A 17,432-nucleotide genomic window follows, 5' to 3' on the forward strand; every position below is an offset into this window, starting at 1 on the left:
ACTTGACCCCGATTTCTTCGAGAAAGTTCGCAGTGTTCGATATATCAAACATAAAATTGATCGACGGTTGAATCCTGTCGCATTTATGCCTTCGCTTCCTCAACGTCGTTGCTCTTTTCAGCGATTGTCCCTAGCATTCGTTTGAGATTTCAAACGCACCACCTTATTCTCTGGCGCCATCGCCGAACGCTGTCTGTTCCTTGAATTCGAAAGGGAAGGAAGCTCATCGTGTTCGCGCGCCGCGCGCACGAATCGCCGCCCCCGAACGGAGCGTTACCACCCATGCCGGATCAGCGCTTCCGATCCGGCCCGCAGGAGACCGCCATGCAACTCAAAGACTCCACGCTGTTCCGTCAGCAAGCCTACATCGACGGAACCTGGCTGGACGCGGACAACGGCCAGACCATCTCGGTGAACAACCCGGCCACCAACGAAGTCATCGGCAGCGTACCCAAGATGGGCAAGGCGGAGACCCGTCGCGCCATCGAGGCCGCTGAACGCGCGCTGCCGGCCTGGCGTGCGCTGACCGCCAAGGAGCGCTCGGTCAAGCTGCGCCGCTGGTTCGAGCTGATGATGGAAAACCAGGACGACCTGGGCCGCCTGATGACGCTGGAACAAGGCAAGCCGCTGGCCGAAGCCAAGGGCGAGATCGCCTATGCCGCCTCGTTCATCGAGTGGTTCGCCGAAGAAGCCAAGCGCATCTATGGCGACACCATTCCCGGCCATCAGCCGGACAAGCGCATCATCGTCATCAAGCAGCCGATCGGTGTCACCGCCGCGATCACGCCGTGGAACTTCCCCACCGCGATGATCACCCGCAAGGCCGGCCCGGCGCTGGCCGCCGGTTGCACCATGGTGATCAAGCCCGCCTCGCAGACGCCCTACTCCGCCCTCGCGCTGATGGAGCTGGCGGAGCGCGCCGGCATCCCGAAAGGCGTGCTCAGTGTGGTCACCGGCAGCGCCGGCGACATCGGCGGCGAGCTGACCAGCAACCCGGTGGTGCGCAAGCTGTCGTTCACCGGCTCCACCGAGATCGGTCGCCAGCTGATGGCGGAATGCGCCAAGGACATCAAGAAGGTCTCCCTGGAACTGGGCGGCAACGCGCCCTTCATCGTCTTCGACGATGCGGACCTGGACGCCGCCGTCGAGGGCGCGCTGATTTCCAAGTACCGCAACAACGGCCAGACCTGCGTCTGCGCCAACCGCCTGTACATCCAGGACGGCGTCTACGATGCCTTCGTCGAGAAACTGAAAGTCGCGGTGGCCAAGCTCAAGGTCGGCAACGGCATGGACGACGGCGTGACCACCGGCCCGCTGATCGACGACAAGGCCGTGGCCAAGGTCAAGGAACACATCGAGGACGCGCTGAGCAAGGGCGCCCAGGTGGTCAGCGGCGGCAAGGCGCACAGCCTCGGCGGCACCTTCTTCGAGCCGACCATCCTGGTCAACGTGCCGAAGGATGCCAAGGTGTCCAAGGAAGAGACCTTCGGCCCGCTGGCGCCGCTATTCCGCTTCAAGGACGAAGCAGAAGTGATCGCCATGGCCAACGACACCGAGTTCGGCCTGGCGTCCTACTTCTACGCCCGCGACCTGTCCCGCGTGTTCCGCGTGGCCGAGGCACTGGAGTACGGCATGGTCGGCATCAATACCGGGCTGATCTCCACCGAAGTCGCGCCGTTCGGCGGTGTGAAAGCCTCCGGCCTGGGCCGCGAAGGCTCCAAGTACGGCATCGAAGACTATCTGGAACTGAAATACCTCTGCCTCGGCGGCGTATAAGCCGCGAGGTGGCGCGCCCGGCGGGTGTCGGGCGCGCCGCGAATACCCCCAAGGCGCCCGGAAGCGCTGTGGCAGTCGATCATCGTATGCTGCCGCCAGCGACTCCGGGCGCGTTTCATCCTTGACCCGGTCCGCACGATGAGCGGCCAAGAGGAGATCATGAGCAAGACCAACGAATCACTGATGCAGCGCCGCCAGTCCGCCGTTCCCCGCGGTGTCGGCCAGATCCACCCGATCTTCGCCGAGAAGGCCGAGAACGCCACGGTCACCGACGTCGAAGGCCGCGAGTTCATCGACTTCGCCGGCGGCATCGCCGTGCTCAACACCGGCCACCTGCATCCCAAGGTCGTCGCCGCGGTGCAGGAGCAGCTCACCAAGCTGTCCCACACCTGCTTCCAGGTGCTGGCCTACGAGCCCTACGTCGAGCTCTGCGAAGAGATCAACAAGCGCGTACCGGGCGACTTCGCGAAGAAGACCCTGCTGGTCACCAGCGGCTCGGAGGCGGTGGAGAACGCCGTCAAGATCGCCCGCGCCGCCACCGGCCGCGCCGGCGTGATCGCCTTCACCGGCGCCTACCACGGCCGCACCATGATGACCCTCGGCCTGACCGGCAAGGTCGTGCCCTACTCGGCCGGCATGGGCCTGATGCCCGGCGGCATCTTCCGCGCCCTGGCGCCCTGCCCTCTGCACGGCGTGAGCGAGGACGACTCGATCGCCAGCATCGAGCGCATCTTCAAGAACGACGCCCAGCCGCAGGACATCGCCGCGATCATCATCGAACCGGTGCAGGGCGAGGGTGGCTTCTACGTCAACTCGCCGGCGTTCATGAAGCGCCTGCGCGCGCTCTGCGACCAACACGGCATCCTGCTGATCGCCGACGAAGTGCAGACCGGCGCCGGGCGTACCGGCACCTTCTTCGCCACCGAGCAACTGGGCGTGGTGCCGGACCTGACCACCTTCGCCAAATCGGTCGGCGGCGGCTTCCCCATCTCCGGCGTCTGCGGCAAGGCCGAGATCATGGACGTGATCGCCCCCGGCGGCCTCGGCGGCACCTATGCCGGCAGCCCGATCGCCTGCGCCGCGGCGCTCGCCGTGCTCAAGGTGTTCGACGAAGAGAAGCTGCTGGATCGCTCCAACGCCGTCGGCGAACGCGTCAAGGCCGCGCTGCGCGAGGTCCAGGCCAAGCACAAGGTGATCGGTGACGTTCGCGGTCTCGGTTCGATGGTCGCCATCGAGCTGTTCGAGGGCGGCGACGTGCACAAGCCGGCCGCCGAACTGGTCGGCAAGATCGTCGCCCGCGCACGCGATAAAGGCCTGATCCTGCTGTCCTGCGGCACCTACTACAACGTCATCCGCTTCCTCATGCCGGTCACCATTCCCGATGCCCAGCTGGACCGTGGCCTGGAGATCGTCGCCGAGTGTTTCGACGAACTCGCCTGAGTCTGAGTCGCGCTGTAGAAAAGACCCGCTTCGGCGGGTCTTTTTTTGCCGTAAAATCCCCGCGCTCGGTGCCGCGATAGGCACCTCTCGCCACCAGCACACGTCCGCAAGGAAGCCTCCGGTAGCGGCAGACGCCGCCAGATCGACCGATCGCGTCGGCGCACCGGAACCGTTCGACCACAGGAATACCGATGTCCGACAAGCGCCCACCGCCGACCGTCCTGATCGCCGAAGACGATCGCTGGACCGCCGATCTGCTCGTGCAACTGGTCCGCAGCGCGCGCTGCGACGCGAATATCCAGCGCTTCGAGGACGGCCAGCAGGTGCTCGAGCTGTGCCAGCGCCGGCCGCCGAGCCTGGTGATCGCCAGTTCGCAATTGCGCGGGCTGGATGGCCTGGAACTGCTGCGTCAGCTGCGCCGCGACCGCTCCAGGCCGCTGCTGCCGTTCTTCCTCATCGGCGCGAACGCCGACACCGCCAGCGTGCGCGCGGCGCTGCCACTGCACCCCACGGCCTACCTGACCAAACCCTTCGAGGCCGAGAAGCTGCTGCGACGGCTGCAGCAGGTGCTGGTCGCGCCGGGCGAAGAGGTCGTCTACACGCCTCCCGCCGCGCCACCGGGCATGACCCTGGACGCCTTTCTCGCCGACCAGCGCGAAAACGCCGAGGGCGCGCCACTGCTCGACGGCGTGCGTGAGGCGCTGCAGCGCCTGAACAGTCGCGACTGTGCCCTGGGCGAACTGGAAGCGCTGTTCGGCAAGGACCCGCACCTCACCGCCCAGCTCATCGCCGTCGCCAATTCGGCCCAGCGTGCCCGGGGCGGCAACTGCCAGACCCTCGGCCAGGCGCTGCCCAGGGTCGGCGTGGTGCATGCGCTGAACCTCGCCCTCGGCGTCGCCCTGCAACGCAGCGCCAACCTGGCGGACGAGACGCTCGCCGGGCTGGCCCGGCATTTCTGGGAGTATTCGCAGCGCACGGCCGACTACGCGCACTGGCTGGCCGAGCGACTCAAAGTCGACGCCGAGCTGTGCTACACCGCCGGCCTGCTGCATCGCCTGGGCGACCTCGCCGTGCTGCGCTCGCTGCAGGACTGGCGCAACGCCGCGGGCGCGCTGGACGAGTTGAGCATCGACAGCAGCCTGCAGCGCCACAGTGCCGGCTTCGGCGGCGCCATGCGCACCCGCTGGCGCCTGCCGCTGGACCTGCGCCAGCTGATCGGCGCCGCTTACCAGCTCGGCAGCGGGGTTTACTCGCGCGAGGCGCTGATCATGAACCTGGCCGCCCAGCTCGCCGCGCAGACGCCGGAAGACCCGCCGCAGGCGCTGGCGGAAACCAAGGCCGCGCGCATGCTCGGCCTGGACAAGGCCACCCTCGCCCGCCTGCCGGTGGCGCAGGCATCCTGAGCCAACACCCGGCTCAGGCCAGCGCCTCGCGAACGAAGTCGAGGCGATCCTGGCCGAAGAACATCGCGTCGCCGACGAACATCGTCGGCGCGCCGTAGACGCCACGCCGCACCGCCGCCTCGGTGTTCGCCTTCAGCGCATCCTTCACCTCCTGATCGCCGACCAGCGCCAGCATCGCCTGCGGATTGAAGCCGGCCTCCACCAAGGTCTTGCCCAGCACCGCCGGATCGCCGAGCTCGCGCGCGTCCACCCACAGCGCGCGGAAGATCGCCTGCAGATAGGCCTCGAAACGCTCCGGCTCGCGGAGCTGCACGCCGACGACGCTGCGCATCAGGGTCAGCGTGTTGATCGGGAAGCCGGCAGGAAAGGCCAGCGGCACGCCGTAGCGGTCGGCGAAGCGCTGCAGGTCGATATAGGAATGCCGGGCCTTGGCCGGCACCGCGGCCGGCGAGGCGTTGCCGGTGGCCTGGAACACGCCGCCCAGCAGCATCGGCACATAGACCAGCTCGGCGCCGGCCTCCGCGCACAGCTTCGGCAGCTGGGTGTACGCCAGGTAGCTGGCGGGGCTGCCGACGTCGAACAGGAATTCCACGGTCTTGCTCATCGATTCGCTCTCTTGTTGTTTGGCTTTTTTCCGGGGCATCGCTTACCAGCGCTCGCTCCACGGTCGCAGGTCGAGCTCGAAGGTCCAGGCATCGCGCGGCTGGCTGTGCAGGAACCAGTAGTTTTCGGCGATGTGCTCGGGGTCGAGGATGCCATCCTGGTCTTTCGTCGCGTACTTCTCCGGGAAGTTCTCGCGGATGAAATCCGTATCGATGGCGCCGTCCACCACCACGTGGGCGACATGCAAGTTCCGTGGCCCCAGTTCGCGCGCCATGCTCTGCGCCAACGCGCGGATGCCGTGCTTGGCCCCGGCGAAGGCGGCGAATCCGGCGGCCCCGCGCAGCCCGGCGGTGGCACCGGTGAAGAGGATGGTCCCGCGCTCGCGGCCGACCATCCGCAGCGCCGCTTCGCGGGCGCAGAGGAAGCCGGAGAAGCAAGCCATTTCCCAGATCTTGAAGTACTTGCGCGCGGTTTCCTCGAGGATGCTGCACGGCACGTTGGCGCCGATGTTGAACACCAGCACCTCGACCGGGCCGATGTCCCGCTCGATCTCCTCGAACAGCGCCTGTACCGCCTCCTCGCGTCGGGCGTCCGAGGCGAAACCGTGCGCCTCGCCGCCCTCGGCGCGGATCGAATCCACCAGCGGCTGCAGCTTGTCCGCACTGCGCCGGGTGACGCAGGCGACGTATCCCTCGCGGGCGAAGCGCCGGGCGATGGCGCCGCCGGTGGCATCCCCGGCACCGATGATCAGGGCAACCTTCTTGTTGTTATGCATGGATGGCCTCTTTACTGAATGATCGTTTACTAAACGGACGTTATGCTACGATCCGCCGCATCGTCAAGTTGCCTGCGACACAGGAGGCCCCGTGCGCTACGCCGCCGATCACAAGGATCAGACCCGCGAGAAACTGCTCGAAAGCAGCGGCGCCATCGCCAAGCATGGCGGCTTCTCGGCCTCCGGCGTGGCTGGGCTGATGAAGGCCATCGGCCTCACCGGCGGCGCCTTCTACAGCCACTTTTCCTCCAAGGACGAGCTGTTCGCCGCCATCGTCCGCCGCGAACTGAGCCACAGCCTGAAATTGCTCGGGGGCACCCAGGCCGGCGGGGCCGAAGCCAACCGCGCCAAGTTGCGGCGCTGCCTGGCGCGCTACCTGAGCATGGCCCATGTCCGGCGACCCGACAGTGGCTGCGCGATCCCCAGCCTGGGCGCGGAAATCGCCCGCGCCGAACCCGCCGTACGCGAAGAAGCCGAGCGCTGGCTGCTCCAGCTGCAAGAGGCCTGGAGCGAGGTGCTCGGCGACCCACAACTGGCCTGGGCGCTGATCGCCCAGTGCGTCGGCGCCCTGGTGCTGGCGCGCATGATGGCGAGCGCGCAGTGCCAGGAAGACGTGCTGGCCGCGAGCCGCGGGCTCGTGGAGAAGACGCTGGGCTGAGGCGGACACCTGTACCTTTCATGTCCACCCGCAGTCGGTGTGGGATTCGCGGGTGGATGTGGAAGGCGACATCCACCCTACGCCGGGCGGAAATCCGCGCCGATCTGCAACGCCTCCAGCCGGGCGCGCAGCAATTCGGGAAAGCGCTTGAACCAGACCTGGTTCAGCGGTGAGGGATGCGGCAACGGGTGCAGACGCAGGCGCCGCGCGACACCCGCTTCGGACAGCTCGACCTCGATGTGCGCCGTGAAGCGGTCTTCGCGCTGCCAGAACGCTTCCAGCGCCTGGCGCACCTCGCGCGGCTGGTCGATGGCGAACCAGAGGAATGCCTCGCGGCCGAGGGTCACCACGTCGCGCCCCTGCCAGCCTTTCAGCAACAGCTCGCGCATCAGTGGATGGAAGCGCCTCTTCACCGCCATCGACCAGGCCTTGTTACCCAGCGGCTTGTACGGCACGGTGTTGATCCAGAAGAACGGCCGGCCCACCCCGCGCAGCGCCTCGAAGTCGCTCGTCGACTCGCCGTGCAGCTGCCGGTAGAGCACCTTGCGCACGATCTGCCCGCCGCTGCCGATGAAGGGCTCGCCGTGGCGCACCTCCTCGCGGCCAGGATCGCGGCCGAAGAATGCCAGAGGCGCGTGCGGGTCGCCGAGGCCGATGATCGGCTCCAGCGGGTCCTTGCCTAAGTGCGAATACACGGCGAGGTCGATGCCGTCGGTCTGCTTCGCCTGCGCGCGAAACGCGCGGCGCAGCGCGGCGCTGATCGCCACCCTAGAGGTCCGCGTCCTCGACCGGGCGCACTCGGGTGGCGTCCAGCGCATAGGCGGCGTCGGCCATGTCGTTGCTGACCTTCTCCACCTTCAGCGGCCCCTCGACCCACAGCGGCGCGTAGATGTCGGACAGCAAGATGCCCTTGGGATAGCGCACCAGCACGATCTGGTTCGGTGGTGGCGGCGGTACGTGGATGCAGGCGCCGGGATACGGCACGAGGAAGAACAGGGTGCTGCGCCCCTTGGCGTCCGACTCCAGCGGAACCGGATAACCGCCCAGGCGCAGCGCCTTGCCGTCGAGCTTGGCCACCGTCTTCGCCGAATACATCACCGCCGGCAATCCCTTCTCCTGCTTGATGCCGCCCTTGGCGCTGAAGCCCTTGCCTTCGGGGGTGTCATGGCTGATCTCGGGCATCTGCTCGAGCGCCTTGCGGTCCGACGGCGGCATCAGTTCCAGCCAGTCGGTTTCGGGCAGCTCGGCATGAACCAGGGGAGACAGCAGGCACAGCAGCAACAGAGAGAGTCGGCGCATGGATTCGGTCGAAGAGAAGGGTGGGCCGCAAGCGGCCCGATCGGTCAGCGTTTGCGGCTGACCAGGCCGTAGATCACCAGCAGGATGATCGCACCGACGACCGCGCCGATAAAGCCCGCCGCTTCGCCGGCCTGGTAGATGCCCACGGCCTGGCCGCCGTATGTGGCCAGCAGCGCACCGCCGATGCCCAGCAGGATGGTCATGATCCATCCCATGCTGTCATCGCCAGGCTTGAGGAAGCGTGCGATCAGGCCGACGATCAGGCCGATGAAGATGGTTCCGATGATGCCCATGCGAATCTCCTGAATATGAAAGAGACGCGGCAAAGCGCCGCGTTGTGCATGGGACCGGAGAGGACAAACGCAAGTTCGCGAAAAACTGCGCAAGGCCCGCGGGAGAGCCGCGCGGCGCCTTCCCAGGCGCCGGGCGCGCGGGTTAGGCCCTGGCGATCAGCGCTTCGACGGCGGCGATGCGCTGTTTCAGCGTCGCGGCATCGGCGCTGCGCAGGGTGGCGTGGCCGACCTTGCGTCCGGCCTTGAAGGCCTTGCCGTAGTGGTGCAGGTGGCAGTCGGCGAGCGCCACAACCTGCTCGGTGGGCGGCACTTCGCCGATGAAGTTAAGCATCGCGCTCGCGCCGAGGGCGGCGGTGGAGCCCAGCGGCAGGCCGGCGACCGCGCGCAGGTGGTTCTCGAACTGGCTGCACTCGGCACCTTCGATGGTCCAGTGCCCGGAGTTGTGCACGCGCGGGGCGATCTCGTTGGCCTTCAGCCCGCCGTCCACTTCGAAGAACTCGAAGGCCAGCACGCCGACGTAGTCGAGTTTGTTCAGCACGCGGCCGACGTAATCCTCGGCGAGCGCCTGCAGCGGATGCGCGGTGCTGGCCACCGAGAGGCGCAGGATGCCGTTGTCGTGGGTGTTGTGCACCAGCGGGTAGAAACGCGTTTCGCCGTCACGCGCACGCACGGCGATCAGCGAGACTTCGCCGGTGAAGGGCACGAACCCCTCGAGGATGCACGGCACGCTGCCCAGCTCGGCGAAGGCGCCGGCGACATCGGCCGGCGTACGCAGGACCTTCTGGCCCTTGCCGTCGTAACCCAGGGTGCGGGTCTTCATCACCGCCGGCAGGCCGATGGCGGCCACTGCGGCGTCGAGGTCGGCCTGCGAGTGCAGGTCGGCGAATTCCGGCGTGGGGATGCCGAGGTCACGGAACATCGACTTCTCGAACCAGCGGTCGCGGGCGATGCGCAGCGATTCGGCGTTCGGGTAGACGGGCACGAACTGCGAGAGGAAGGCCACGGTTTCCGCCGGCACGCTCTCGAACTCGAAGGTCACCAGATCGACTTCGTCGGCCAGTTGGCGCAGGTGCTCCTGATCGCCGTAGTCGGCGCGGATGTGCTCGCCGAGGGCCGCGGCGCAGGCGTCCGGCGCCGGGTCGAGGAAGGCGAAGTTCATCCCCAGCGGAGTGCCCGCCAGGGCCAGCATGCGGCCCAGCTGGCCGCCACCGATCACGCCGATCTTCATCACTGAGCCCTCGGGTCCGGGTTGTCCAGTACGGTCTGGGTCTGCTCGTCGCGGAACTGCTTGAGGGCGACGTGGAACTGCGGGTGCGTGTGGCCGAGGATGCTCGCCGCCAGCAGCGCCGCGTTCACCGCGCCGGCCTTGCCAATGGCCAGGGTGGCGACCGGAATGCCCGCCGGCATCTGCACGATGGACAGCAGCGAATCGACCCCGGAAAGCATCGACGACTGCACCGGCACGCCGAGCACCGGCAGGTGGGTCTTGGCCGCGCACATGCCCGGCAGGTGCGCGGCGCCGCCGGCACCGGCGATGATCACCTGGATGCCGCGTTCCTCGGCCTGTTCGGCGTACTGGAACAGCAGGTCCGGCGTGCGGTGCGCGGACACCACCTTCACCTCGAACGGGATGCCGAGTTTTTCCAGCATCTCGGCGGTGTGACTGAGGGTGGACCAGTCGGACTTGGAGCCCATGATCACGCCTACCAGTGCGCTCATCGTCGTGCCTCTTGCGTCGGGCGCCCGCAGGCGCAGAAACCAACAAGCCACGCTGGAGACCAGGCGTGGCTTGTGTGCGAAGCGACCGTGCCGGGCCGCGAAGGCCGCGCAGTATAACCCAAGGCGCAAGCGGCGACAGCCCGCCGTTCGGCTCCCGCGAAGCCTGCTGCGCGTCGGCCCTGCTGCGTCAAAAACAGGCGGGATCGCCCGCTGGCGGCTAACGCGCTTCAGCGCGGCCCGGAGGGCGAGTGAAACGAGTACTGCTCATTTACAGCTCGTAAAGTCGCCCACGACTGCGACCGGTCCTCGCCTGTTTGCGGGGGCGCTAGCCCTTGCATGGCTCCAGCTCGCGAGACCTCGTACAGCCTTTGTCAGAAGCTGACGGTGGTCGACACCAGGAACTGCCGCGGCTCACCCACCGAAACGTAGTTGCGGCTGGCGCTGGAGGCGTAGTACTTGCGGTCGAAGAGGTTCTTCACGTTGAACTGGAAGCCGACGTCGTGGCCGCCCAGGCGCGTGTCGTAGCTGGCGAAGGCATCGGCCACCGTGTAGGCCGGCAGATCGAAGCTGTTGCTGGCGTCGCCGGCACGCTCGCCGACGTGCCGCGCGCCGGCGCCCAGGCGCAGGTTGTCGCCGCCGAACAGCGAACCGACCTGGTACACCGCCGACAACGACGCGGTGTTCCTGGCCACGTTCTGCAGGCGGTTGCCCTGGTAGATCGGGTCCTCGGTGACCTCGGCGTCCAGCCAGGCGTAGCTGCCGATCAGGCTCCAGCGCTCGCTGAGCTGGCCACTGACGTCCAGTTCCAGGCCGTAGGAGCGGACCTTGCCCGCTGCGCGGCTGACAGTGGCGCCGCCCACCTCTTCGGTCACCAGCACGTTGCGCTTGTGGATATCGAACAGCGCCAGGTTGGCGGTGACCCGGTCCGGGATGTCCAGCTTGGCGCCGAGCTCCCAGGACTTGCCTTCCTCCGGCGCGATGGACGAATCAATCGCCGCGATACCGTCCTGCGGCGCGATGCTGGAGTTGGGCTTGAACGACTCGCTGTAGCTGGCGTACAGCGAGAAGGTATCGTCGAAGCGGTAGACCACGCCGGCGCGTGGCACCCAGACCTGGCCGTTGATGTTGGTGTTGACGTCGAACGGCCGCCCGCGCCCGGCGTACTGGTCGTAGATCAGGTAGCGGCCGCCGGCGACCAGAATCCAGTGCTCGTCCAGGTGCAGCGAATCCTGCAGGTACAGCGAGTCGGTGCGCAGCTTGTCGGTCTGGTCGCTCGATGCCGCATCGGCGACGTCGGACGGGTTGATCGTGCCGTAGGTCGGATCGTTGTAGTTCAGCGCGCTGTTACCGCCGCGAATCAGGTCGGCGCGGTAGATCTTGCGCTTCTCGCTGTCGATGCCCACCACCAGTTCGTTGCGAAAGCCGGCGATCTGCAGGTCGCCACTCAGGCTGGCGGTGGCGAAACTGTCGCTGCTGACCGCGCCGTGGGTGCCGTCGATACGCCGAGTAACGGTTCCCGTATTGCCGTTCACCGCAGTCACCCGCGCCTGGTTGTCGTCGTAGGTCTCGCGGGTCCAGCCGTAGGCGAAGCTGGCCTTCCAGGTTTCGTCGAGGCGGTGCTCGACGGCCAGCCGGGTCAGGTCCGAACGCCCTTCGGTGACGTTGAAGGCCTCGTCCAGCCGGCGCGTGCGCGGGATGTCCAGCGGCTTGTTGGTCAGCGGGTTGATTGCAGTGCCGCGGTCGAACGGGGTTTCGAATTCACGGTGCTCGTAGCTCAGGTTGACCGTGGTGTCCTCGCCGAACCAGGCCAGCGACGGCGCCACCAGGGTCTCGCGGAAGTTGCCGAAGTTGCGCCAGTAATCCTCGTCCTGATGGTCGACGATCATCCGGTAGGCCAGCCCGCTGTCGCCCAGCGCGCCGGTGCTGTCCAGGCCGCCACCGCCGCCGCTCTTGCCGTGGGCGTAGGTCGAGCCGCGCAGGGTCACGGCGTTGTACTGCTCCAACTGCGGCTTCTTGCTGACCACGTTGACGATCCCACCCGGGTCCTGGATGCCGTAGAGCAGCGACGCCGGGCCCTTCAGCACTTCGACATGGTCGGCTCTGGCGCTGAGGCTGCGCCCGAGGATCGACGGCAGACCGTCGCGCATGATCGAGCCGTCGCGGTTGTCGCCGAAGCCGCGCTTGCTCACAGCGTCCTGGGTGCTGCCGAGGGTGTTGGCCTGGGTGATGCCGCTGATGTTGTTCAGCGCGTCGTCGAGGTTGCGCGGTTTCTGGTCGCGCAGCACCTGGGCCGGAACCACGTTGACGGTCTGCGGCACTTCCAGCAGCGGGGCGCCGCTGCGGGTGATCGAGGGCGTGCCGCTGGGCTGGTAGCTGTAGCGGCTGGCGTCCTCGGCGGTCACCGTCAGGCCATCCAGGTTCATCGCCTGCGTCGCGGCCTGTGGCTCGACGGTGAAGGTGCGTTCGTTGACCTGGCGGGACGCGTAGCCACTGCCCGCCAGCAACCGCTGCAGTGCCTGCGCGGCACTCATCGTCCCCTCGAGCGCCGGCGCGCCGAGCGTAGCCGGCAAGGCGCTGGTGTAGACCACCGCCAGCCCGGTGATGCGGCTGAACTGGTCGAGCGACTGTGCCAGCGGCTGCGCGGCGAGGGAGAACCGGAAGCGCCCTTCGACCTGCTCCGCGGTGGATTGCGCGTGGGCGGGCGCCGGCAGGCCGACGCCGAGGAACAGCAGAGCGGCGGCGAGCGGAGTCAGCGGCGGGAAGGGGCGACGTTTCATCGTGCGTTCTCTGTAGAGGAAGTGGCGTTGATGCGAATTGATCGCATGACCACTACACGAAGCCGCTGCGGGTTTACCTCACCTGGACGCGGAAAATAATCGCCGCCGACGGGAAAAAGTGCCGCCGGCTCAGCGGATGAGGATCAGCCGATCGAACAGCAGCGTGCTCTGGCAACCGAGCACGGCGCACAGCGAAGCCACTGCGGACGGGGCGTCGTCGCCAGCGACGGACACGCTGACGGGGCGCTCGGCGAGGGCCGGGTCGAGGAGCAGGATGCGCCCGCGGTAGTGGCTGCCCAGGGCCTCCAGCACCTCGCCCAGCGGCGCATGCAGGAAACTCAGCCGACCGTCGCGCCAGGCCAGCGCCGCGCGGCTGTCCACCGCCTGCGGCTCGCCGAAGTGCCCGTCGGCCAGGCGCACCCGCTGGTTGGCGCCGAGCACGCGGGTTTCACCGGCGGCGGCGACTTCCACGCGGCCTTCTTCGACGGTAACCGCCGTGCCCGACGCCTGACGACGCACCTCGAAAGCGGTGCCGAGCACCCGCGTGACGCTGTCGCCGGTATCGACCTGGAACGGACGGCCGTCATGCGCGACCTTGAACCAGGCGCCGCCGCGCAGCAGTTCGACCCGCCGCAGCGGCCCGTCGACACGAACCTTCAGCGCGCTGTCGGCATCCAGCAGCACGCGCGAGCCGTCGGCCAGGTTCAGCTCGCGCACTTCACCGGCGGCGCTGACTTCATCGGCGCGAAGGTTCTGCCACGCCTGCACCGGGCGCAGCCAGCCGCCGCCCCAGAGCACCAGCAGCAGGCAGCAGGCGCTGGCCAGCGCGCCGGGCCAGTGGCCGAGCAGCGGTAGCCGGGCTTTGCGCCGAAGGGTCTGCAGATAGCCCTGCAACGCGCCGGCCTCCTCGTCGGCGAGCCACCGCGCCGGCGTTTCGCTGATGCTCCACAGCGCCTCGGCGCGGGCGTAGGCGTCCAGATGCCGGGGGTCCGCCGCCAGCCAGCGGGCGAACGCGCGCGTATCGCGATGCGGCGCGTGGCGGCGGCGCAGCAGCCAGCGCCAGGCTTCACGCTCGTGGCGGGCGGTCGGTGAATCGGACGCGGGCGCTGTCATGCTGGGCTTCCTGGCGCTGAGCTTTCCCTGGCTGGAGCCGGCGGATTCGCCAGGCTCGCCTTGCAGGCCTCGAGGGCGCGCATCATATGTTTTTCCACCGCGCTTTGGGACACGCCGACGGCCCGGGCGATCTCGCCATAGGTGCAGCCGTGGATTCGGTTGAGCAGGAAGATGTGCCGGGTGCGCTCCGGCAGGCCGCGCAGCGCCGCGTCAACATTGCGCAGGTCGTCACTGGCCAGCAGCCCGGCCTCCAGCGCGTCCGGGCGTTGTCCGTCGGGCATCGGGAACGCGTTGAGCGTGCGACTGCGCGAACCTTCCAGGCGCAGGTGATCGATGGCCAGGTTGCGCGCGCAGCGCAACAGGTAGGTGCCCATTTCCTCGACCTGCAGCACCGGCCGGCGCCAGAAGCGCAGGAACAGGTCCTGGACCAGATCGGCGGCGGTGGCGCGGCAACCGACCTGGCGGCTGACCAGTAACTCCAGGCGCTGCCGGTTGGTGAGGAACACGCGCAGGAAATCCTCTTGGGAATCCAGCGGCGGCGGCTCGGGGGAAGGTCGATCGGGAGTCATTGCACGACGGCGTCACGGCTGTGCGCCGGGGCGGCGCGACGATATGACTCAAATGATAATGCTTATCAGGAAACTCCGATAGCGACCGGCGAGGACCGGTCGCGATTTCGGTTCGCGGCCATCCCGCGCGGATGGCCCCAACGTGAAGGGCGCGCCTGTGCGCGCCCCGCAGGCGGCGTCAGTGCCCGCCCACCACCATCGCGGTGAACGGCGAGACGTACGCCTGCAACGTCACCAGCAGGCCCACCAGCACGGCCAGCACGATGGAGTGGAAGAACACGTAGCGCAGGATTTCACCCTCGTGCCCGTACCAGCGCGTCGCGGTGGAGGCGACCACGATCGATTGCGCATCGACCATCTTGCCCATCACCCCGCCGGAACTGTTGGCCGCCGCCATCAGCACCGGGCTCAGCCCGAGCTGTTCGGCGGTGACCTTCTGCAGGCCGCCGAAGAGCACGTTGGAGGCGGTGTCCGAGCCGGTCAGCGCCACCCCCAGCCAGCCGAGCAGTGTGCCGAACAGCGGATAGAAGATCCCCGTCGCCGCGAACGCCAGGCCCATGGTCGCGTCCAGCCCCGAGTAACGCGTGAGGAAGCCGAGCGCGAGCATCGCGACGATGGTGATCAGCGAGTAGCGCACCACCCAGATCGTCTTCACATAATGCTTCGCCAGGGCGAGCGGCGAATAACCCATCAGCAGGCCGCCGAGGATCGCCGCCAGGAGGATGCCGCTGCCGGTCGCGGTGAACCAGTTGAACTTGTACAGCGCCTCCTCGGTTTTCGCCTGCGGCACCACCGGCGGGACCTTCTCGATCTTCTGGTGGATGGCGTCGAAGGTCAGCACCGGCGAGAAGATCGGGTTGGCCTCGGTCTTCGGCTTGCCGGTGGGGTCGAGCAGCACCGCGCCGGTCTGCGGATCGAGCGCGGGGCGCGTATCGAACATCGACTTGAAGCTCTGGGTGCCCCAGGCGAAGACGAACACGGTGAGGATGATCCATGGCATCCAGGCGCGCAGCACGGCGCGCTGGCCGTCGCCGGAGAAGGCCGCGGCGGCGGCGGGCTTCTCGTCCGGATCGACATCCACCTTGGAATTGTCGACGCGGCCCGACAGCGCCGCCGAGGTGTGCACGGTCTTCGGTTTCCAGACCCGGAGGAAGCCGGTCAGGCAGGCCATCGAGATCAGCGCGGCGATCACGTCCACCAGCATCGGGCCGTGGTAGTTGGAGACGATGAACTGCGGCACGGCGAAGGTGACCCCCGCGATCAGGATCGCCGGCCAGATTTCCATCATCTTGCGCCAGCCGGCGAAGGCCCAGATCAGCCAGAACGGCACGATCACCGAGAAGAACGGCAGTTGCCGGCCGACCATCGCCGACAGCTCCATCTCGTCCAGCCCGGTGACCTTGGCGAGGGTGATGATCGGCGTGCCCAGCGCGCCGAACGCCACCGGCGCGGTGTTGGCGATCAGCGCCAGGCCGGAGGCCGCCAGCGGCGAGAAGCCAAGGCCGATGAGGATCGCCCCGGTCACCGCCACCGGCGTGCCGAAGCCCGCGGCGCCCTCGAAGAAGGCACCGAAGCAGAAGGCGATCAGCAGCAGCTGCAGGCGCCGGTCGTCGGTGATCCGCGCCAGGGAGTCCTGCAGCACCTTGAACGAGCCGTTCTCGGTGGTCAGGCGGTGCAGGAAGATGATGTTGAGGACGATCCAGCCGATCGGCAGCAGGCCGTTGGCCGCGCCGTAGAGCGCCGCCGAACCGGCCATGCCGGCGGGCATGCCGAAGGCGAAGATCGCGATGACCAACGCCGAGCCCAGCGCCATCAAGGCCGCCAGGTGTGCCTTGACGTGGAAGAAGGCCAGCGCCGCGAGCATCACGACCACCGGGACGGCGGCCATCAGCGTCGAGAAAAGCGCATTGCCAAAGGGGTCGTAGAGTTGTTGCCAGATCATGTGCCACCTCGTTTTTATTGTTAGTAGCGAACGGTGCAGAGCGGTCTTCAAGCACGAAAAGCAGCAGGAGTATAGGTCGTTTTTCCACCCTGCCAGGCCGATCGGAAAAAGCCCGGAAAACTCACTCCTGAGCGCTGTTCGCGGCACTTTCGAGCTTGCGCCAGAGCAGGCGCACGGTGGCCTTGCGCAACAGCGCGCAGCGGTACAGGCGAATCTCCAGCGGCACCTGCCAGTGTTCGCCGCCACACACGCGCAGATCGCCGCGCGCCAGCTCCGCCTCCACGCTCAGCCGCGGCACCCAGGCCACGCCCAGGCCCTGCAGCGCCATGCTCTTGAGGCTGTCCGCCATTGCCGTTTCGTAGACCGTGGTCGAGCGCAGCGCACGCTGGCGCAGCAGCAGGTTCACCGAGCGGCCGAGAAAGGCTCCGGCGCTGTAGGCGAGCAGCGGCACGCTCTGCCCGCTGTCGAGATCGAACAGCGGCTGGCCGTCGGCCGCCACCGCGCACACCGGCAGCATCGAGGTGGCGCCCAGGTGCAGCGAGGGGAAGATCTCCGGGTCCATCTGCAGCGCGGCATCCGGGTCGTAGTAGGCGAGTATCAGGTCGCAGGCGCCCTCGCGCAGCGCGTGTACCGCTTCGCCGACGTTGCTCGCCAGCAGGCGGCTGGCGACGTTCAGGCCCTGCTCGCGCAGGCCGGCGATCCAAGCCGGGAAGAAGCCCAGCGCCAGCGAATGCGCCGCGGCGATCTGCAACACCTCGCCCTGCTGTCCCTCGAGGTGGTGCAGATGGCGCGCCACCTCGCCCAATTGCTCGACCACGCTGCGCGCGCTGACCAGGAACAGCTGCCCCGCCTCGGTCAGCTCCACCGGCGTGCGCGCCCGGTTCACCAGGGTCAGCCCGAGCGCTTCCTCGAGGCTGCGGATGCGCCGGCTGAAGGCGGGCTGGGTGACGAAGCGCTTCTGCGCCGCCTGGGAAAAGCTGTGCGTGGCGGCCAGGGCGATGAAATCTTCCAGCCATTTGGTTTCAAGGTTCATTTGCGGTTCTCGGCAGGGCGGCCAAGGGATTA

At 67.6% G+C, this 17,432-nt stretch carries 16 protein-coding genes; 4 read left to right on the top strand and 12 right to left on the bottom strand.

Features of this window, described 5'->3' with window-relative positions; translation table 11 throughout:
• Positions 1-324 precede the first annotated feature (324 nt).
• The 3 genes from gabD (at position 325) to B3E91_RS16885 (ending at position 4,619) form a co-directional block, all read left to right on the top strand.
• Positions 325-1,776, top strand: coding sequence for an NADP-dependent succinate-semialdehyde dehydrogenase (gene gabD / locus B3E91_RS16875; RefSeq protein WP_287030612.1), 1,452 nt, complete (start codon positions 325-327; stop codon positions 1,774-1,776).
• A gap of 159 nt (positions 1,777-1,935) precedes the next feature.
• On the top strand, positions 1,936-3,216 hold the full coding sequence (gabT, locus tag B3E91_RS16880) for a 4-aminobutyrate--2-oxoglutarate transaminase (RefSeq protein ID WP_282343771.1): 1,281 nt from the start codon (positions 1,936-1,938) through the stop codon (positions 3,214-3,216).
• Positions 3,217-3,407: 191 nt separating this feature from the next.
• A complete protein-coding gene (locus tag B3E91_RS16885; protein ID WP_287030615.1) occupies positions 3,408-4,619 on the top strand; it encodes an HDOD domain-containing protein in 1,212 nt (403 codons plus the stop codon).
• Between the two features lie 13 nt (positions 4,620-4,632).
• On the opposite strand, the gene B3E91_RS16890 is transcribed toward B3E91_RS16885, so the two are convergent.
• Entirely contained in the window at positions 4,633-5,223 is a 591-nt protein-coding gene (locus B3E91_RS16890; RefSeq protein WP_287030617.1) for a 2-hydroxychromene-2-carboxylate isomerase, read from the bottom strand.
• 42 nt (positions 5,224-5,265) lie between these two features.
• Positions 5,266-5,997, bottom strand: a complete 732-nt coding sequence (locus tag B3E91_RS16895; RefSeq protein WP_287030619.1) for an SDR family oxidoreductase — start codon at positions 5,995-5,997, stop codon at positions 5,266-5,268.
• A gap of 91 nt (positions 5,998-6,088) precedes the next feature.
• On the opposite strand from B3E91_RS16895, the gene B3E91_RS16900 reads away from it, so the two are divergent.
• Entirely contained in the window at positions 6,089-6,655 is a 567-nt protein-coding gene (locus B3E91_RS16900; RefSeq protein WP_282343778.1) for a TetR/AcrR family transcriptional regulator, read from the top strand.
• Positions 6,656-6,732: 77 nt separating this feature from the next.
• On the opposite strand, the gene B3E91_RS16905 is transcribed toward B3E91_RS16900, so the two are convergent.
• The 10 genes from B3E91_RS16905 to B3E91_RS16950 all read right to left on the bottom strand — a co-directional run bounded on the left by B3E91_RS16905 (position 6,733) and on the right by B3E91_RS16950 (position 17,400).
• A complete protein-coding gene (locus B3E91_RS16905; RefSeq protein WP_287030623.1) occupies positions 6,733-7,422 on the bottom strand; it encodes a uracil-DNA glycosylase family protein in 690 nt (229 codons plus the stop codon).
• A gap of 1 nt (position 7,423) precedes the next feature.
• Positions 7,424-7,954, bottom strand: a complete 531-nt coding sequence (locus B3E91_RS16910; RefSeq protein WP_273230808.1) for a DUF3299 domain-containing protein — start codon at positions 7,952-7,954, stop codon at positions 7,424-7,426.
• Positions 7,955-7,998: 44 nt separating this feature from the next.
• Complete coding sequence (locus B3E91_RS16915) at positions 7,999-8,247, bottom strand: GlsB/YeaQ/YmgE family stress response membrane protein (protein WP_282343781.1); 249 nt, start codon at positions 8,245-8,247, stop codon at positions 7,999-8,001.
• Positions 8,248-8,389: 142 nt separating this feature from the next.
• A complete protein-coding gene (locus B3E91_RS16920) occupies positions 8,390-9,475 on the bottom strand; it encodes a 5-(carboxyamino)imidazole ribonucleotide synthase (RefSeq protein WP_287030654.1) in 1,086 nt (361 codons plus the stop codon).
• Positions 9,475-9,966, bottom strand: coding sequence for a 5-(carboxyamino)imidazole ribonucleotide mutase (gene purE, locus B3E91_RS16925; protein WP_090224681.1), 492 nt, complete (start codon positions 9,964-9,966; stop codon positions 9,475-9,477). The genes B3E91_RS16920 and purE overlap by 1 nt, the downstream gene beginning before the upstream one ends.
• A 371-nt stretch (positions 9,967-10,337) precedes the next feature.
• The gene (locus B3E91_RS16930) at positions 10,338-12,743 is read right to left on the bottom strand and encodes a TonB-dependent siderophore receptor (protein ID WP_287030627.1); all 2,406 of its coding nucleotides are present in this window, start codon (positions 12,741-12,743) and stop codon (positions 10,338-10,340) included.
• 129 nt (positions 12,744-12,872) lie between these two features.
• Positions 12,873-13,856: a FecR family protein gene (locus B3E91_RS16935; RefSeq protein WP_287030628.1), complete on the bottom strand. Its 984-nt coding sequence runs from the start codon at positions 13,854-13,856 to the stop codon at positions 12,873-12,875.
• Positions 13,853-14,425 (bottom strand): RNA polymerase sigma factor, encoded by a 573-nt coding sequence (locus tag B3E91_RS16940; protein ID WP_282343787.1) that lies wholly within the window; start codon positions 14,423-14,425, stop codon positions 13,853-13,855. Before B3E91_RS16940 ends, B3E91_RS16935 begins: the two co-directional genes overlap by 4 nt.
• Before the next feature lie 178 nt (positions 14,426-14,603).
• Positions 14,604-16,367, bottom strand: coding sequence for an L-lactate permease (locus B3E91_RS16945; RefSeq protein WP_273230801.1), 1,764 nt, complete (start codon positions 16,365-16,367; stop codon positions 14,604-14,606).
• A gap of 121 nt (positions 16,368-16,488) precedes the next feature.
• Entirely contained in the window at positions 16,489-17,400 is a 912-nt protein-coding gene (locus B3E91_RS16950; RefSeq protein WP_287030631.1) for a LysR substrate-binding domain-containing protein, read from the bottom strand.
• Positions 17,401-17,432: the final 32 nt, after the last annotated feature.

The sequence above is a fragment of the Pseudomonas sp. UBA6310 genome, assembly GCF_002438225.1.
In the GTDB taxonomy this organism is placed as follows: Bacteria; Pseudomonadota; Gammaproteobacteria; order Pseudomonadales; family Pseudomonadaceae; genus Pseudomonas_O; species Pseudomonas_O kuykendallii.

What these genes read in the sequence shown, in the direction of transcription:
- gabT (WP_282343771.1), top strand. Translation starts at nt 1,936, where the DNA reads ATGAGCAAGACCAACGAATCACTGATGCAGCGCCGCCAGTCCGCCGTT.
- B3E91_RS16910 (WP_273230808.1), bottom strand. Translation starts at nt 7,954, where the DNA reads ATGCGCCGACTCTCTCTGTTGCTGCTGTGCCTGCTGTCTCCCCTGGTT.
- B3E91_RS16890 (WP_287030617.1), bottom strand. Translation starts at nt 5,223, where the DNA reads ATGAGCAAGACCGTGGAATTCCTGTTCGACGTCGGCAGCCCCGCCAGC.
- gabD (WP_287030612.1), top strand. Translation starts at nt 325, where the DNA reads ATGCAACTCAAAGACTCCACGCTGTTCCGTCAGCAAGCCTACATCGAC.
- purE (WP_090224681.1), bottom strand. Translation starts at nt 9,966, where the DNA reads ATGAGCGCACTGGTAGGCGTGATCATGGGCTCCAAGTCCGACTGGTCC.
- B3E91_RS16895 (WP_287030619.1), bottom strand. Translation starts at nt 5,997, where the DNA reads ATGCATAACAACAAGAAGGTTGCCCTGATCATCGGTGCCGGGGATGCC.
- B3E91_RS16885 (WP_287030615.1), top strand. Translation starts at nt 3,408, where the DNA reads ATGTCCGACAAGCGCCCACCGCCGACCGTCCTGATCGCCGAAGACGAT.
- B3E91_RS16950 (WP_287030631.1), bottom strand. Translation starts at nt 17,400, where the DNA reads ATGAACCTTGAAACCAAATGGCTGGAAGATTTCATCGCCCTGGCCGCC.
- B3E91_RS16915 (WP_282343781.1), bottom strand. Translation starts at nt 8,247, where the DNA reads ATGGGCATCATCGGAACCATCTTCATCGGCCTGATCGTCGGCCTGATC.
- B3E91_RS16920 (WP_287030654.1), bottom strand. Translation starts at nt 9,475, where the DNA reads ATGAAGATCGGCGTGATCGGTGGCGGCCAGCTGGGCCGCATGCTGGCC.
- B3E91_RS16930 (WP_287030627.1), bottom strand. Translation starts at nt 12,743, where the DNA reads ATGAAACGTCGCCCCTTCCCGCCGCTGACTCCGCTCGCCGCCGCTCTG.
- B3E91_RS16935 (WP_287030628.1), bottom strand. Translation starts at nt 13,856, where the DNA reads ATGACAGCGCCCGCGTCCGATTCACCGACCGCCCGCCACGAGCGTGAA.
- B3E91_RS16945 (WP_273230801.1), bottom strand. Translation starts at nt 16,367, where the DNA reads ATGATCTGGCAACAACTCTACGACCCCTTTGGCAATGCGCTTTTCTCG.
- B3E91_RS16940 (WP_282343787.1), bottom strand. Translation starts at nt 14,425, where the DNA reads ATGACTCCCGATCGACCTTCCCCCGAGCCGCCGCCGCTGGATTCCCAA.